The sequence below is a fragment of the Kluyvera ascorbata genome (genome assembly GCF_023195735.1).
GTDB classification, from domain to species: Bacteria; Pseudomonadota; Gammaproteobacteria; order Enterobacterales; family Enterobacteriaceae; genus Kluyvera; species Kluyvera ascorbata.
Genome location: NZ_CP096201.1, coordinates 4,712,580 through 4,727,707 on the forward strand (window position 1 = coordinate 4,712,580; position 15,128 = coordinate 4,727,707).

A 15,128-nucleotide genomic window follows, 5' to 3' on the forward strand; every position below is an offset into this window, starting at 1 on the left:
GGGATGAACGTTATCTGAAGTTCTGGCTCTTATCGCCGGTCATGTTATACAGCTCGAACTTGCGTCCCAGCATTTGACCGCCGTCGCGCGTCAGCGGCGTCCAGCCAACAACCGCGCGGCTGCGGGTTGGGCCGGAGGTGAAGAGATCCATCGGGATATTCACATAGACCCCTTTGGTGAACTCACCTTCACCATACTCGTCCGCAGAGACGTTGGTAATGGTGGCGTATGCGCCGACCACAATGCCGCTATCGAAGTGTTTCGAGATATCCAGCGTACCGCCTTTATCTCCCGCCAGATACTGCCCGACGCTCGCTTTCACCAGCACATCCTGGGCAAACGACGGCGTCCAGTAGGCGGTGAGGTGCCCGGTCTTCACGCTGTAGTCGGTAAACTTCATCATGTCCTGCGCGCTACGCCAGTCACGCTGCTTCACGTAGTTGGCGTTCAGACCGAAGGCCCAGTTACTGTCCACCGGCCGATAGAGCACTTCCGCCCCTGCGCCGCCGTACATGGTTTCCAGATAGCCGCCGTAGACCTGGCCGTAGAAATCATTACCCAGATACTGGAAGTAATTGGCCTGCAGGTTATTCACGTAAACATCGTTCTGCACATATTCACGGATATGCGTACGAACGCGCGGCAAGGTTGAGTCCTTCGGTGGGTTGGTGTAGTTAAATTTATCGTAGTTGTTTGCAACGTTGGCAAACAGGCTGCCGCTGGTCAGCAGGTGATCGGTCACCCACCAGTCCGCCGAGCCCATTACCCCCACCTGGTACATATAGAAGCTTTCCGCCCCACCGATAGACTGGCTAAGCACCGGGTCGATATGGAAATCAAAGCGCGATTTGTCGATATACCAGCCTTGCTCGGTTTTATCCGGCACGATCGGCGCGACGCGTTTTTGCACCAGCGGCGTCTCCTGCCCCAGCGGCTCCCCGGCGAGATGCCGTTGCAGGCTCGCCACATCGGTTTCCGTGGTCACTTCCGGCAGATTCAGCCGCGTCTCGGTAATGCGGATCGTGCGGATCCCTTCCGGAAGATCGTTGGCGATGATCCGATTGGCGCGTTCGATCCCTTCACGCGAATCACGATACTTCACCTGCTCGCCGGTGACGTACAGCGTGTCGCCCTGCACCTGAATATTCGGCGCCGCAAAGCCCGCATTGTACTTAAGCTGGGTCAGTTGGTTTGCCACTACCGAATGCTGGAGGATAGGATCCTGCGGCTGAGGTCGATAGGTCGGGCGCGCGTTGTCGTTATAGGACGGACGCAGATCGTTAAAGTTGGTGCGCAGGGTAAAGCCGAACATCACCGTATTACCGCGCTCGTAGCTGAGGTTCACATCGGCCCAGTCGGTAACGCGATAAATAGCGCCGACGTTAATTTTGCTCTTCTGATCGAGCTTGCCAGCAAAGTCCTGCTGGTAGTTGTTACCTTCATACTCCAGCTTCAGGCGCAGCGGCTGCCACGGCGTCTGGTACTCAATACCGCCAAAGTAAGCCGCCGGGCCATGGAACATCTGGCTGCCATCAACCGAGCCCGCTTTACGATAGCTATTATCGCGGTAGCAGTATTTGTCGCTGTAGGAGCAGAACGGGTTGGTGGCGTTACCGCTGGTGCCGAGATAGCCCCAGCCTAAGCCGAGAGTAAAGTCGAACGGCCCCCAGGCTTTGCTGGCAACAATATATTCCGAGTCAAACAGGCCGGTACCGCCGATGTCGCGCGCGCCCACCGCCACCTGCGGCATCCAGTAACTCTCTTCCCACAGGCGCAGCTTCACGTCGAAGGCTTTATCTTTGTAGGTTTGCGAGCCGGAGAAGGCATCCACGCTGCTGTATTGTTTGGTACGCACGTCGGTATAGCGCAGCGTGGTTTCGAGCCACGGGAAAAGCTGGGCGGAGGCGGAGTAATAGCGGTACTGATCGTTATCGCGATAGTTCAGGCTGAACTCGCCGTCGCGCGCCATGCGCGCCGTTGGGGTTTGCAGCAGGCCTACGCCGCCAAAGTCTGACTGCGAGGGGCCGATAGGGGCGGGAAACGTTTCCGCATGGCACGCCGCGCTAACCGACAGGGCCAACAGGCTGTAAAGACAAGCTTTTTTCATTATTCAGGTCTCCGCTGCGACAGGGAGCGAAGGATTTCAGCGTTCAGCGCTTCGTATTTTTTCGTCCACAGTGAGTCGGCAAAGCCGACAAACAGAATGCTGCCGGGCATCGGTTCAACGTGCCGCTTATTCCAGTACGCCACCGGCGCTTTTTGCGTGCGCCCGTCCGGGTAAATCACCCAGGCGTAGCTGCGATCCGCGCCGCTGAGCAGGCTGATATCATCGAGGTAGCTGGCCGCGTCGCGTCCCGGCGTGAAAGGGATTTTTCCCGGTTTATCCACCAGACCAACCAACGTGATGGTGGAAGGTTCACGCCCCAGCCACAGGGTGTAATGGCCTTCGAGCGGCGGGTTATTTTTGCTGCGGACCCGCACGGTGTCAGGGTCCAGCGGCACCAATAAGCGCCCGGTCACCGGGATAGCCTGCAGTTGGTTGCGCAGGGCATTAATCGCCCCCGCCTCGCTACCGCCCTCATCCGCCGCAAGCGCGGCCAGTTCTGCCAGCAGCGCCTGATGTTCACGCTCGGCTTGAGCGGCGGCCAGCGGAGAGGTGATCGCCGCGCCGGGCCACCAGCTTCCCGCCAGCCTCGGTTGCCCGACCAGGTCGGCCAATCGTTCGGCGTGGGTTAAAGTCAGCGGCTTTTCAACGCCCGCCATATGAACCTCGACGGTACCTGCCGCCTGGGCGGCAAAGGAGATAGCGCTTAGCATGGCGGCGATAATTAACAGTTTTTTCATGATTTCGCCGCCTTGATAAGCATGGTTTTTACCGGGAAGGTTCCTGCGCCGAGATATTGTTCTGACTGGCGAATTTGCCCTTCGCTGTCGACCCAGTAGCGGTTGCGCCAGCTCGCTTCAGAGGTAGTCACCTCCTCTTCCAGCACGCGTACGGCGGTGTCCTGGCCCGACATGGTCAGCGTATCGTTGCCGTCCCAGTGGAAGGTGGACGTGGCGGTGGCATAGCGCACCTGCTGGTGCTCGGTCCAGCCCATGGTCCGCGTCCAGCGCGCGCCGTCAGTTATCTGGTTCGGGCGGGCCAGCGGGTCGTTGTCGAGGTTATTCACCGTGAGCAGGTTGTCGCCCGCCAGCTTGGTTTTTACCAGGCGTCCATGCTGTGTCACCAGCATTGCCCGGTCCTGCGTCAGCCATTTCTGCTGACCTTCTTCGGAATACGCCAGCACCACGAAGATCTGCGGTCCGCCGTTAAGCTGCATATATTGGCTGGCGTATGGCATGGTCTGGATTTCGTCGTCGGTAAGCTGTACGCCCGACTCACCAGATACGCTTTGCCAAAGCGATTTACCCAGTCCCTTGGTGCTGGGTGAACACGCCTGAAGCAACAGGCAAATAAGGGGAATAACAAGTCGCTTCACGACGCTTCTCCAGGGGCAAAATAACCACACCGAAGTGTGGTTAGGATTAACGTACCGTTTTTATTGAGTACGGGTGGTCGTTGTCGTACTGGTCGTGGTGGTGGTCCCGGTGTTGGAACCATCACCGCCAGCCGCTGCCAGCGCCATACCGACCGCAGAACCTACGGTGCTGGCGCTGGTGGCGGTTGAACTCCCGGCCGACACTGACGTTGCTGCTGCACCAGCCGCTTCACCTGTTTCAATAGGTGCCGCGCTGGCGCTTGCCGCAGCAAACGCCGATATGGCAAAAATGCCATAGAGGATTTTCTTCATACGTATTCCCTTCATTAGATGAATGGATATGTACCTGAGAATATTCAGGCGTCATCGAGTATACACAACCAAATGAACGGAATTCGGTGATGGGAAATAGGGGAAGGTTTTTTCGGAAAATATGAAAATGAAAGATAAGAAAATAAAATATCAATAAATAACAGCGTGTTAATTATTGATTTAAGAATGACAATATACGGTTAATCCGAAACATACATCTGGGATAGGTGATATTTAGGATTATGCTCAATATCAATATAATTCAGAAAATGAAGATATACGGAATTATCTGACAAAAAAATGCCGGCATTACGCCGGCATTGAGAATATATAACCTTACGCGCGCCAGGATTTATAACGGTTGATCAGACCGTTGGTGGAGCTATCGTGGCTGTCGATGGCTTTATCATCGTTCAACTCAGGCAGGATGCGGTTAGCCAGCTGTTTACCCAGCTCTACGCCCCATTGGTCGAAGGTGAAGATGTTCAGGATAGCGCCCTGAGTGAAGATTTTGTGCTCGTACAGGGCAATCAGCGCACCCAGGCTGTACGGGGTAATTTCGCGCAGCAGGATGGAGTTGGTTGGGCGGTTGCCTTCGAACACTTTGAACGGCACCACGTAGTCCAGGGTTGCTGGGTCTTTACCCTGGTCACGGTATTCCTGCTCAACCACTTCGCGAGATTTACCAAACGCCAGCGCTTCGGTCTGGGCGAAGAAGTTAGACAGCAGCTTAGGATGATGGTCAGTCAGCGGGTTGTGGGTGATGGCCGGGGCGATGAAATCGCACGGAACGATTTTGGTACCCTGGTGAATCAGCTGATAGAACGCGTGCTGGCCGTTGGTGCCCGGCTCGCCCCAGATGATTGGGCCAGTCTGGTGTTCAACCTTGTTGCCGTTACGATCAACGTACTTACCGTTGGACTCCATGTTACCCTGCTGGAAGTACGCGGCAAAGCGGTGCATGTACTGGTCGTACGGCAGAATCGCTTCAGTTTCGGTACCGTAAAAATTGTTGTACCAGATGCCGATCAGCGCCAGCAGTACCGGCAGGTTTTTCTCCGCAGGCGTGGTGGAGAAGTGCTTGTCCATCGCGTGCGCGCCAGAGAGCAGCTCAACGAAGTTGTCGTAACCCACGGACAGAATGATAGACAGACCAATCGCGGACCACAGAGAGTAGCGGCCGCCAACCCAGTCCCAGAACTCGAACATGTTGGCCGTATCGATACCAAATTCAGACACCGCTTTACCGTTGGTAGACAGCGCCGCGAAGTGTTTTGCCACGTGCTTCTGGTCGCCCGCGCTTGCCAGGAACCAGTCGCGCGCGCTGTGGGCGTTGGTCATGGTTTCCTGAGTGGTGAAGGTTTTAGACGCCACCAGGAACAGCGTGGTTTCCGGATTCAGGTTTTTCAGCGCTTCGGCGATGTGGGTGCCATCGACGTTAGAGACGAAGTGCATGTTCAGGTGATTTTTGTACGGGCGCAGCGCTTCCGTCACCATGAATGGGCCGAGGTCGGAGCCACCGATACCGATGTTCACCACGTCAGTGATGGATTTGCCGGTATAGCCTTTCCACTGACCGGAGATGATCGCTTCAGAGAAGGCTTTCATCTTCTCCAGCACCGCGTTCACTTCCGGCATCACGTCTTTGCCATCAACGATAATTGGGGTATTGCTACGGTTACGCAGCGCCACGTGCAGCACGGCACGGTCTTCGGTGCGGTTGATTTTCTCGCCGGAGAACATGGACTTAATCGCACCGCTCAGATCGGTCTCTTTGGCCAGATCGAGCAGTTTTGCCAGGGTCTCTTCGGTAATACGGTTTTTGGAGAAATCGACCAGCATCTGATCGTCGAAGGTCGCGGAAAACTTGCTGAAACGGTCGCTATCTTTAGCGAACAGTTCCGCAATGGTCACGTCCTTCATGACATCGAAGTGTTTCTGTAGTGCCTGCCACGCAGCGGTCTGCGTTGGGTTGATGTTTTTCATTAGCAATACCCTTCTGATTTAAGAATCAAACTGCCTCGATTGTAGCGCCTGTCACAAAAAATTGTGATGGTTTTAATGTTATCCCCCCTAAGGCTGACAAAATCGCGCAGAAAACAGACAAAAGTATAGCCTTTATAAGCCCCGTTTCTGTGGGGCTCGCCTGCATGAAAAATCCGCATAACCCCAGCGTTGACAAGGTACCCGCTAACCCTTTATTTATAAACGTACTACCTGCGCATGCGCAGGCCAGAAGAGGCGCGTTGCCCAGGTAAAGGGTGTGGGAGGAACCAATCCTGTGAAAACACCTGAGGGGGAGCAACGCCGAGATGCGTGAACAACAGGTTGCGTTCACCATCGGCTGCAGGGGCTGAATCCCCTGGGTTGTCACCAGAAACGTTCGCAGTCGGGCGTTTCGCAAGTGGTGGAGCACTTCTGGGTGAAATCGTAGTTGTTTATCGCTCTGCGCCCACCCGTCTTTCGCTCTTCCCTTGTGCCAAGGCTGAATAATTTGGTCCGGTTTATCTGAACCTGACCTCCCCTGACACGAGGTTATTATGACAGCATTAGTCGTCGCCAAATTTGGTGGCACCAGCGTGGCCGATTTTGACGCCATGAACCGTAGCGCCGATGTGGTGCTCTCCGACGCCAACGTACGCGTGGTTGTGCTGTCTGCTTCGGCGGGCGTCACCAACCTGCTGGTTGCCCTGGCCGAAGGGCTGGAGCCAGCTGAGCGCCAGGCCAAACTGGAAGCCATCCGCGCCATTCAGTACGCCGTACTTGAACGTCTGGCAAACCCTGCCGTTATCCGCGATGAAATTGAACGCCTGCTGGAAAACCTCGGCACGCTGGCGGAAGCCGCTTCCCTGGCAACGTCAACCGCCCTGACCGACGAACTGGTCAGCCACGGCGAACTGATGTCTACCCTGCTATTTGTTGAAATCCTGCGTGAACGTCACGTGCAGGCGCAGTGGTTTGACGTGCGCAAAGTGATGCGCACCAGCGACCGCTTTGGCCGCGCCGAGCCGGACGTTACCGCACTGGCCGAACTGGCAACCCAGCAACTGGCTCCGCGCCTCGACGAAGGCCTGGTGATCACCCAGGGCTTCATTGGCAGCGAAAGCAAAGGCCGCACCACGACGCTTGGTCGTGGCGGCAGCGACTACACCGCCGCGCTGCTGGGCGAAGCGCTGCATGCAACGCGTGTCGATATCTGGACTGACGTTCCGGGCATCTACACCACCGACCCGCGCGTGGTTCCAGCGGCAAAACGTATTGATGAAATCGCCTTTGAAGAGGCCGCCGAGCTGGCGACCTTCGGCGCGAAAGTCCTGCACCCGGCGACCCTGTTGCCCGCCGTTCGCAGCGATATTCCGGTGTTCGTCGGCTCCAGCAAAGATCCAAAGGCCGGCGGCACGATGGTGTGCAATAAAACCGCCAACCCACCTTTATTCCGCGCGCTGGCACTGCGTCGTAAGCAGACTCTGCTGACCCTGCACAGCCTGAACATGCTGCACTCCCGCGGCTTCCTGGCGGAAGTGTTCGGCATTCTGGCTCGCCACAGTATCTCTGTGGACCTGATCACCACCTCTGAAGTTAGCGTCGCGTTAACGCTGGATACCACCGGTTCAACCTCTACCGGCGACACCCTGCTAACGCAGTCGCTGCTGATGGAGCTGTCAGCGCTGTGCCGCGTAGAAGTAGAAGAGAACCTGGCGCTGGTGGCGTTGATTGGTAATAACCTGTCGAAAGCCTGCGGCGTGGGCAAAGAGGTGTTTGGCGTGCTTGAGCCGTTCAACATCCGCATGATTTGCTACGGTGCGTCCAGCTATAACCTGTGCTTCCTGGTGCCGGGAGCGGAAGCCGAGCAGGTGGTGCAGAAACTTCATCATAATTTGTTTGAATAATATTCCACCACGCGATAAACAATAACTATAGCCGGGCTCGAACCCGGCTTTTTTTATAAAAACACAACACCAATATATTGCAAGGAATACAACATGCTCGCCGTTATCACCCGGCTGTTCCCGTTATGGGCGCTGCTGCTTTCTGTTATTGCCTACTTCACTCCCACCACCTTCACGCCTATCGGGCCGCTGGTTCCCTCGCTGCTGATGCTGATTATGTTCGGCATGGGCGTGCATCTTAAGGTGGACGATTTTAAGCGCGTACTGTCGCGCCCTGCGCCGGTGGCGGCGGGGATTTTCCTGCACTACCTCGTGATGCCGCTTGCCGCCTGGCTGCTGGCGCTGGCTTTCCATATGCCGCCGGAGCTGTCCGCCGGCATGGTATTGGTTGGCAGCGTGGCTAGTGGTACAGCCTCGAACGTGATGATCTTTCTGGCAAAGGGCGACGTGGCGCTGTCGGTCACTATCTCGTCCGTCTCCACGCTGGTTGGCGTGGTCGCCACGCCGCTGCTGACACGCCTGTACGTTGACGCACATATTCAGGTCGACGTGATGGGCATGCTGCTCAGCATCCTGCAAATTGTGGTTATCCCGATTGCCATGGGCCTGGTTATCCACCACCTGTTTCCACGCGTGGTGAAAGCGGTGGAGCCTTATCTGCCGGCGTTTTCGATGATCTGTATTCTGGCGATTATCAGCGCGGTGGTTGCTGGTTCAGCGTCGCATATCGCTTCCGTGGGCTTTATGGTGATTATCGCCGTCATTCTGCACAATACCATCGGCCTGCTCGGTGGTTACTGGGGCGGTCGTCTGTTTGGCTTTGATGAGTCGACCTGCCGCACGCTGGCGATTGAGGTCGGCATGCAGAACTCCGGGCTTGCCGCGGCGCTGGGGAAAATCTACTTCGGGCCGCTGGCCGCGCTGCCGGGCGCGCTGTTCTCCGTATGGCATAACCTGTCTGGGTCGCTGCTGGCGGGGTACTGGTCAGGGAAGCCTATCGAGCAGAAAAAGCAAAAATAACCCCGTAGCCCGGCCAAGCAAAGCGCCGCCGGGATAGCTCAAAGCCGCCCCGGCGGCGCTTTGCTTGGCCGGGCTACAAAGATATCTCCCTTTGCCGTACACTGGGTTAACTATCCGATTGAGGGCAACCCTTATGGCACTCCCCCGCATTACGCAAAAAGAGATGACCGAGCGCGAGCAGCGTGAACTGAAAACCCTGCTCGACCGCGCGCGCATTGCGCATGGCCGTCCGCTGACCAACGCGGAAACCAATAGCGTGAAAAAGGAGTACATCGATAAGCTGATGGTTCAGCGCGAAGCCGAAGCGAAGAAAGCCCGCCAGGTAAAAAAACAGCAGGCTTATAAACCGGATACCGAGAGTTCGTTTTCATGGTCGGCGAGTACGCCGACGCGCGGCAGGCGTTAACGGCCTTTCTTTTTACGTCCCGGCGCGGTGAAGCGTTTACCGTTACCCGCCGGGCGTGCTGGTTTCTCGCTGGTTTTTTCCATCTTCACGACCGGGCGCTTGATACCGGTGGTTTTCGGCTTGGCCTTCACCTTCGGTTTCGCTTCGGAGGAAGAGTTTTCAATCAGCTTGAACAAATCCACCAGCTCGTCGTCGGTCAGGTCGCGCCACTCACCCAGCGGAATACCCGTCAGGCTGACGTTCATAATGCGCGTACGCTCAAGCTTGGTGACTTCGAAACCAAAGTGCTCGCACATGCGGCGAATCTGACGGTTTAAGCCCTGCACCAGGGTAATACGGAAGACGAACGGCGCCTCTTTCTTCACCTTACACTTCTTCGTCACCGTACCCAGAATCGGTACGCCCGCACCCATTCCACGAATAAATTCATCGGTGACCGGCTTATCGACGGTGACCAGATACTCTTTCTCGTGGTCGTTGCCGGCACGCAGGATCTTGTTCACCAGGTCGCCGTGGTTGGTGAGGAAAATCAGCCCCTGGGAGTCTTTATCCAGACGGCCAATCGGGAAGATACGCTTGCTGTGGTTAACGAAATCCACAATGTTGTCGCGCTCGCCGTCTTCGGTGGTACTGACGATACCGACGGGTTTGTTCAGCGCAATCAGCACCAGATCATCCGCTTCCCGCGGCTCAATCAATCGACCATTGACCTTCACAACGTCGCCCGGCACAACCTGATCGCCAATCGTCGCGCGCTTGCCGTTGATAAAGACGTTGCCTTGTTCGATAAAGCGATCCGCTTCGCGACGCGAGCAGATGCCGCTTTCGCTGATGTATTTATTTAATCGGGTGGATGAGTCTGGCAGCATAAATTCTCCTGTAAAAGCGAAATATACCCTACCTTCCGGGTGAGAAAAAATAGTCCGCGACAAATCATTGTTTTCATCACATCGATTTTGCACATAAGTGCGCCCCCTCGGCTGACAGCTTTTCCGCAAATACGCTTGAACTCCCGACGTGACGGCGCTATACCAGATCGAGAACCCGTTTTTACGTTTTGCACATATGTGCAGGAGCCAGCCACTTCGATGGAAAATAGCGACGATATCCGCCTGATCGTGAAAATTGCCCAGCTTTACTACGAGCAGGAGATGACGCAGGCGCAAATCGCCCACGAACTGGGGATTTACCGCACCACCATTAGCCGCCTGCTCAAACGCGGGCGTGAGCTTGGCGTGGTGACCATCGCTATCAACTATGACTACAACGATAGTCTGTGGCTGGAAGAACGACTGAAACAGAAATTTGGCCTGAAAGAGGCCGTTGTCGCACCGCAGGAGAGCGAGGCGGGAGCCTATGGCGCGCAGCTGTTTGAACGTCTGCTGTCGCCGAACGCCGTCATTGGGTTCGGCTGGGGGCGTGCGGTCAGCGCGCTGGTCGAAGCATTGCCGCAGTCCAGCCAGCCTCGCCCGCTGGTGTGCGTGCCTATCGTTGGCGGGCCGTCGGGTAAGCTTCCGAGCCGCTATCACGTCAATACCCTGACCTACAGCGCCGCCACGCGGCTCAAAGGCGAGTCGTATCTCGCTGATTTTCCGGCCCTGCTGGATAACCCGCTGATTCGCCAGGGCATCATGCAATCTCCTCATTTTCAGACGCTGGCCGAATACTGGCAGCGGCTGGACATCGCCGTGGTGGGCATTGGTTCACCCGCCATTCGCCATGCCGCCAACTGGCAGGCGTTTTACGGCAATGCGCAGAGCGATGAGCTGGAGGCGCTTCAGGTGGCTGGAGATATCTGCTCGCGCTTTTTTGCCGATAACGGCATGCCCGTTGCCACCGCAATGCAGGACAAAACGCTTTCCATTGAGCTCAAGACCTTAAAGCAGGCCCGCTATGTCATCGGTCTGGCGAGCGGTGAAGAGAAGTACGCCGCCCTCCTTGGCGCGCTGCGCGGGCAGCATATCAACGCGCTGGTCACCGACCGTGCCACCGCAGAATATTTAGTGCAGTAAGACTTTGACGAGGACATGACCATGATTAACCGTGATACCCAGCTGTGCATGTCGCTTGCCGGCCGCCCCGGCAACTTTGGCACGCGCTTTCATAACTATCTGTATGAAAAACTGGGGCTGAATTTTATCTATAAAGCCTTTACTACGCAGGATATTGAGGCGGCGGTGAAAGGCGTTCGCGCGCTAGGCATCCGCGGCTGTGCAGTATCGATGCCGTTTAAAGAGAGCTGCATGACGTTTCTGGATGCTATCGATCCGTCAGCCAGGGTCATCGACTCCGTCAACACCATCGTTAATGACAACGGTCACCTGACCGGGTTTAACACCGACTACATCGCGGTAAAAAGCCTGATTGCCAGCCACCAGCTCGATACCTCTGCCCGCGTGATGATTCAGGGCAGCGGCGGGATGGGGAAAGCCGTCATTGCCGCCTTCCGCGACGCGGGCTTTAGCGACGTCATTATCGCCGCTCGCAATGAAGCCAACGGCACCGCGCTGGCAAAACAGTACGGATTCCAGTGGCAGGCGCAGCCGGAAGCTGACGATATTGATATTCTGGTCAACGTCACGCCTATCGGCATGGCGGGCGGCAAAGAGAGCGAGCAACTCGCCTTTAACGAAACGATGGTGGCACGCGCCAGCGTGGTCTTCGACGTCGTGGCCCTACCGCCGGAAACACCGGTGATTCAGCTCGCTCAACGTTTGGGGAAAAAGACTATCAGCGGCGCCGAAGTGATTGCCCTGCAGGCGGTGGAGCAGTTTGTTATGTACACCGGCGTGCGGCCGGACGACGCGCTGGTTGCTGAGGCAGCGGCGTTTGCCAGAGCGGGGTAAGCGCTCCCTTTTTCGCGCGTCTTAACGGCGCGCTAATAACCGCTGAGGATAAAATCTACCGCATTTCGTAGCGCAACGCGTTCGCGACGGGGTGCTGCAGATTGATTAAAAAGGGATAGGCCTGTTTCCCTTTTCCCTGATTTTCATAGGCGCAGTACTGATCCATCAGAATGGCCTTTGAAAGTCGCTGAACGAGCCATGTTCATCCACCCATTGGTTAACGGACTCAATCGCTTTTTTATTCTCCCGTAGCCATGCTTCTCGATGACTTTCGCGAAACTTTTCCTGCAAGGCTTCCGTTAATACTGCGGACAAATTGATTTTCAGCTTACGCGCCTCCTCCAGAATTTCAGGTGCCAGAGAGACGTTGACGGATTTTTTCACACCAGATGACGTGCGCATAATAACCCCCATAGCAATGCGCATAATTTGTCTAAGATTAGCGTAATAAGCGAGCATTTTCTATTCCTTACACGGTTAGCATCCTGGGTAGAAAATAAACACCGCAACACCATCTGTCATGCCACACTTATCGTTCCTGCGAGCCTTCTTCCAGACTATCGACTGCAACATCGTGAACTACATCAGTAAGCAACCCGACGCAGGGTGGTAACATGCCGCCCTGCTCGATAATTTTCTGATTAATAGGAGAAATGATGGACTTACTTCTGCTGAGTAACTCGACGCTGCCGGGTAAAGCCTGGCTGGAACACGCGCTGCCGCTGATTGCCGGCCAACTGAACGGCCGCCGTCGCGCGGTGTTTCTGCCGTTTGCGGGCGTCACGCAGACCTGGGACGAGTACACGGCAAAAACTGCCGCCGTTCTGGCACCGCTGGGCGTCACTGTCACCGGTATCCATAGCGTGGCAGACCCTATCTCCGCGATTGAAAACGCCGAGCTGATTATCGTCGGCGGTGGCAACACCTTCCAACTGCTGAAAGAGAGTCGCGAGCGCGGGTTGCTGGCACCGATTGTCGACGTGGTGAAGCGCGGCGCGCTGTACGTAGGCTGGAGCGCGGGCGCAAACCTCGCCTGCCAGACCATTCGCACCACCAACGATATGCCGATTGTCGACCCGAAAGGCTTTGATGCGCTGGGGCTGTTCCCGCTGCAGATTAACCCACACTTCACTAACGCGCTGCCGGAAGGCCATAAAGGCGAAACCCGTGAGCAGCGTATTCGCGAACTGCTGGTCGTAGCACCGGAATTAACGGTGATTGGTCTGCCGGAAGGTAACTGGATTCAGGTGGCTAATGGTGAGGCAACCCTTGGCGGGCCGCGTACCACCTATGTGTTCAGAGCAGGCGAAGAAGCGGTGGCGCTGGAGGAAGGGCATCGCTTCTAAGCCATAAACCCGGGGTCGGCGTAAACGCCTCGCCCGGGCTACAAACCGTTGGCCTGATAAGCGCAGCGACGCCGGGTTTACGCTAGTAATCGTCGCGATCGTCGTCTTCATCCGGCTGCTCCAGCACGCTATAGGCAACGGAGCAGAACAGCGAGTTCAGACGCAGCATATCGCCGAGCAGCGCCAGGTGCAGAGTACTGGTTTCGATACTCTGCACGTTCTGCTGGTGCAGACGGTCGACGTGCGCGTGCGCATAGCGGCGGTTCAGAATACGGAAACGGTGCTTGCTGCGACGCAGGCGGCGGGCGCTGGTGACGTCACCGGCGAAGAAGACCGACATCGCCAGTTGCAGGTTACTTAGCAGCAGCTCATACAGTGCCTCCAGCTCTTTTAACCCCTCAACCGAGAAGGCACGGCGTGCGGCCAGCGATTTGTCGGCAATCTCGCTGCCCATGCGCTCGATGATGTCCGAAGCCTGCTCGAGGTTGAGCGACATTTCGATAATCTCCGCCCAGCGGCGGGACTCCTCTTCCGCCAGCTCATCTTTCGGCATTCGCGCCAGATAGAGTTTGATAGCGGTGTAGAGCACGTTAATGTCATCCGCCTGCTTGCGCAGGTTTTTCTCTTCACGCGGCTCGCCGTGCATCACCTTCTTTAGCCCGTCCAGCATCTGCTCGGTGGCATCACCGATGCGCAAGGTTTCGCGGGCGGCATTGGCCAACGCCAGCGTTGGGGTATCCAGCGCGGTCACGTCCAGGTGCTTCGGCTTGAGGTTAGCGTCCAGCTCCGGCTCGTCGCGAATCAGGCGCTTACAGAGACGCGCCATCGGCTCGGCGAACGGCACCATCGCCAGGCAACGAATCAGGTTGTAGAAGACGTGGAAGTAGATAACCAGCTCGGACTCCGGCAGCGGCAGCTTGTGCATCACCTCAGCCAGAATATGGACGAACGGTAGGATAATCAGGCTGCCCACCAGCTTAAACAGCAGGCTACCCAGCGCCACGCGGCGGGCAGCGGCATTCGCGGCGCTGTTGTTGAGCATCGCCAGCAGGCCAGAGCCCAGGTTAGCGCCAATCACCAGGCACAGCGCTACCGGGAAAGAGATAATCCCTGCGGTGGTCAGCGTGGCAGTCAGCAGCACCGCCGCCAGGCTGGAGTAACTGATGATAGCGAATACCGCACCAATAAGAGCATCCAGCAGGATATCGCCGGTCAGCGAGGCAAATATCACCTGTACGCCGTTGGCTTCGGTAATCGGCCTGACCGCCTGAACAATCAGCTCCAGCGCCAGCAGGATAAGCCCAAGACCAATCCCGACGCGTCCAAGCTGCCCTTCGCGGGTCTGCTTGCGGCCAAGGAAAAAGGCCACGCCGATAAATATCAGCAGCGGCGACAGCCATGACAGGTCGAAGGTCAGAATACGCGCCATCAGCGCGGTCCCGACATCAGCCCCCAGCACAATCACCAGCGCAGGCGTCAGGGCAACCAGATCCTGCGCGACAAAGGAAGTCACCAGCATGGTGGTGGCGTTGCTGCTCTGGACCAGCGCGGTAACGCCGATACCTGCGCAGAAGGCGAGCGGTTTTTTCTCGACGCTGCGGCTGAGCACGGTACGCAGGCGTGCGCCGAAGACGCGCATTACGCCCGTACGCACGATATGGGTGCCCCACACCAACAGCGAGACGGCGGAAAGCAGGTGCAGCAGAGTTAACACGGAATCATTTTCTCCTTATTGTTATGGGTTCCTGAGGCTCATATGCCTGATGGCGCTGCGCTTATCAGGCCTACAAATCATCCCTATGCTGGCCGAATAAGGTGTGCAGCGCGCG

14 protein-coding genes and 1 riboswitch are annotated in these 15,128 nt (G+C 56.7%); of the genes, 6 read left to right on the forward strand and 8 right to left on the reverse strand.

The window, feature by feature from the left end:
• Positions 1–10 precede the first annotated feature (10 nt).
• From MY052_RS22540 to pgi, 5 genes are all read right to left on the reverse strand, one after another.
• Positions 11–2,107, reverse strand: a complete 2,097-nt coding sequence (locus MY052_RS22540; RefSeq protein ID WP_202216759.1) for a YjbH domain-containing protein — start codon at positions 2,105–2,107, stop codon at positions 11–13.
• Positions 2,107–2,844 (reverse strand): capsule biosynthesis GfcC family protein, encoded by a 738-nt coding sequence (locus tag MY052_RS22545; RefSeq protein WP_248537898.1) that lies wholly within the window; start codon positions 2,842–2,844, stop codon positions 2,107–2,109. Before MY052_RS22545 ends, MY052_RS22540 begins: the two co-directional genes overlap by 1 nt.
• The gene (locus MY052_RS22550) at positions 2,841–3,479 is read right to left on the reverse strand and encodes a YjbF family lipoprotein (protein WP_035895198.1); all 639 of its coding nucleotides are present in this window, start codon (positions 3,477–3,479) and stop codon (positions 2,841–2,843) included. The genes MY052_RS22545 and MY052_RS22550 overlap by 4 nt, the downstream gene beginning before the upstream one ends.
• Positions 3,480–3,539: 60 nt before the next feature.
• A complete protein-coding gene (gene yjbE, locus MY052_RS22555; protein WP_035895200.1) occupies positions 3,540–3,791 on the reverse strand; it encodes an exopolysaccharide production protein YjbE in 252 nt (83 codons plus the stop codon).
• Positions 3,792–4,127: 336 nt separating this feature from the next.
• Positions 4,128–5,777 carry a glucose-6-phosphate isomerase gene (gene pgi / locus MY052_RS22560; RefSeq protein WP_035895202.1) on the reverse strand — a complete coding sequence of 550 codons (1,650 nt, stop codon included), beginning with the start codon at positions 5,775–5,777 and terminating at the stop codon, positions 4,128–4,130.
• 242 nt (positions 5,778–6,019) lie between these two features.
• Positions 6,020–6,217: riboswitch (Lysine riboswitch) on the forward strand.
• A 114-nt stretch (positions 6,218–6,331) separates the two neighbouring features.
• On the opposite strand from pgi, the gene lysC reads away from it, so the two are divergent.
• The 3 genes from lysC (at position 6,332) to MY052_RS22575 (ending at position 9,107) form a co-directional block, all read left to right on the forward strand.
• On the forward strand, positions 6,332–7,681 hold the full coding sequence (gene lysC / locus MY052_RS22565; RefSeq protein WP_035895204.1) for a lysine-sensitive aspartokinase 3: 1,350 nt from the start codon (positions 6,332–6,334) through the stop codon (positions 7,679–7,681).
• 93 nt (positions 7,682–7,774) lie between these two features.
• Positions 7,775–8,701 (forward strand): ketopantoate/pantoate/pantothenate transporter PanS, encoded by a 927-nt coding sequence (gene panS / locus MY052_RS22570; RefSeq protein ID WP_123652228.1) that lies wholly within the window; start codon positions 7,775–7,777, stop codon positions 8,699–8,701.
• A gap of 133 nt (positions 8,702–8,834) precedes the next feature.
• Entirely contained in the window at positions 8,835–9,107 is a 273-nt protein-coding gene (locus tag MY052_RS22575) for a YjbD family protein (protein WP_202216762.1), read from the forward strand.
• On the opposite strand, the gene rluF is transcribed toward MY052_RS22575, so the two are convergent.
• The gene (rluF, locus tag MY052_RS22580; protein ID WP_035895209.1) at positions 9,104–9,976 is read right to left on the reverse strand and encodes a 23S rRNA pseudouridine(2604) synthase RluF; all 873 of its coding nucleotides are present in this window, start codon (positions 9,974–9,976) and stop codon (positions 9,104–9,106) included. The two genes, MY052_RS22575 and rluF, sit on opposite strands and share 4 nt — an antisense overlap.
• A gap of 219 nt (positions 9,977–10,195) precedes the next feature.
• On the opposite strand from rluF, the gene MY052_RS22585 reads away from it, so the two are divergent.
• Together MY052_RS22585 and MY052_RS22590 are read left to right on the forward strand one after the other, a co-directional pair.
• Positions 10,196–11,119, forward strand: coding sequence for a sugar-binding transcriptional regulator (locus tag MY052_RS22585; protein WP_202216763.1), 924 nt, complete (start codon positions 10,196–10,198; stop codon positions 11,117–11,119).
• 21 nt (positions 11,120–11,140) lie between these two features.
• Positions 11,141–11,953 carry a shikimate 5-dehydrogenase gene (locus MY052_RS22590; protein WP_123652226.1) on the forward strand — a complete coding sequence of 271 codons (813 nt, stop codon included), beginning with the start codon at positions 11,141–11,143 and terminating at the stop codon, positions 11,951–11,953.
• A gap of 165 nt (positions 11,954–12,118) precedes the next feature.
• Here the strand turns inward: MY052_RS22590 and MY052_RS22595 are convergent, their stop codons facing one another.
• Complete coding sequence (locus MY052_RS22595; protein WP_248537899.1) at positions 12,119–12,412, reverse strand: type II toxin-antitoxin system CcdA family antitoxin; 294 nt, start codon at positions 12,410–12,412, stop codon at positions 12,119–12,121.
• A 197-nt stretch (positions 12,413–12,609) separates the two neighbouring features.
• Here MY052_RS22595 and pepE point away from each other — a divergent pair, with 197 nt between their 5' ends.
• Positions 12,610–13,299, forward strand: coding sequence for a dipeptidase PepE (gene pepE, locus MY052_RS22600; protein ID WP_123652257.1), 690 nt, complete (start codon positions 12,610–12,612; stop codon positions 13,297–13,299).
• Between the two features lie 82 nt (positions 13,300–13,381).
• Here the strand turns inward: pepE and MY052_RS22605 are convergent, their stop codons facing one another.
• The gene (locus MY052_RS22605) at positions 13,382–15,013 is read right to left on the reverse strand and encodes a Na/Pi cotransporter family protein (protein ID WP_035895216.1); all 1,632 of its coding nucleotides are present in this window, start codon (positions 15,011–15,013) and stop codon (positions 13,382–13,384) included.
• Positions 15,014–15,128 lie beyond the last annotated feature (115 nt).

What these genes read in the sequence shown, in the direction of transcription:
- MY052_RS22540 (WP_202216759.1), bottom strand. Translation starts at nt 2,107, where the DNA reads ATGAAAAAAGCTTGTCTTTACAGCCTGTTGGCCCTGTCGGTTAGCGCG.
- MY052_RS22545 (WP_248537898.1), bottom strand. Translation starts at nt 2,844, where the DNA reads ATGAAAAAACTGTTAATTATCGCCGCCATGCTAAGCGCTATCTCCTTT.
- yjbE (WP_035895200.1), bottom strand. Translation starts at nt 3,791, where the DNA reads ATGAAGAAAATCCTCTATGGCATTTTTGCCATATCGGCGTTTGCTGCG.
- pgi (WP_035895202.1), bottom strand. Translation starts at nt 5,777, where the DNA reads ATGAAAAACATCAACCCAACGCAGACCGCTGCGTGGCAGGCACTACAG.
- lysC (WP_035895204.1), top strand. Translation starts at nt 6,332, where the DNA reads ATGACAGCATTAGTCGTCGCCAAATTTGGTGGCACCAGCGTGGCCGAT.
- panS (WP_123652228.1), top strand. Translation starts at nt 7,775, where the DNA reads ATGCTCGCCGTTATCACCCGGCTGTTCCCGTTATGGGCGCTGCTGCTT.
- MY052_RS22575 (WP_202216762.1), top strand. Translation starts at nt 8,835, where the DNA reads ATGGCACTCCCCCGCATTACGCAAAAAGAGATGACCGAGCGCGAGCAG.
- rluF (WP_035895209.1), bottom strand. Translation starts at nt 9,976, where the DNA reads ATGCTGCCAGACTCATCCACCCGATTAAATAAATACATCAGCGAAAGC.
- MY052_RS22585 (WP_202216763.1), top strand. Translation starts at nt 10,196, where the DNA reads ATGGAAAATAGCGACGATATCCGCCTGATCGTGAAAATTGCCCAGCTT.
- MY052_RS22590 (WP_123652226.1), top strand. Translation starts at nt 11,141, where the DNA reads ATGATTAACCGTGATACCCAGCTGTGCATGTCGCTTGCCGGCCGCCCC.
- MY052_RS22595 (WP_248537899.1), bottom strand. Translation starts at nt 12,412, where the DNA reads ATGCTCGCTTATTACGCTAATCTTAGACAAATTATGCGCATTGCTATG.
- pepE (WP_123652257.1), top strand. Translation starts at nt 12,610, where the DNA reads ATGGACTTACTTCTGCTGAGTAACTCGACGCTGCCGGGTAAAGCCTGG.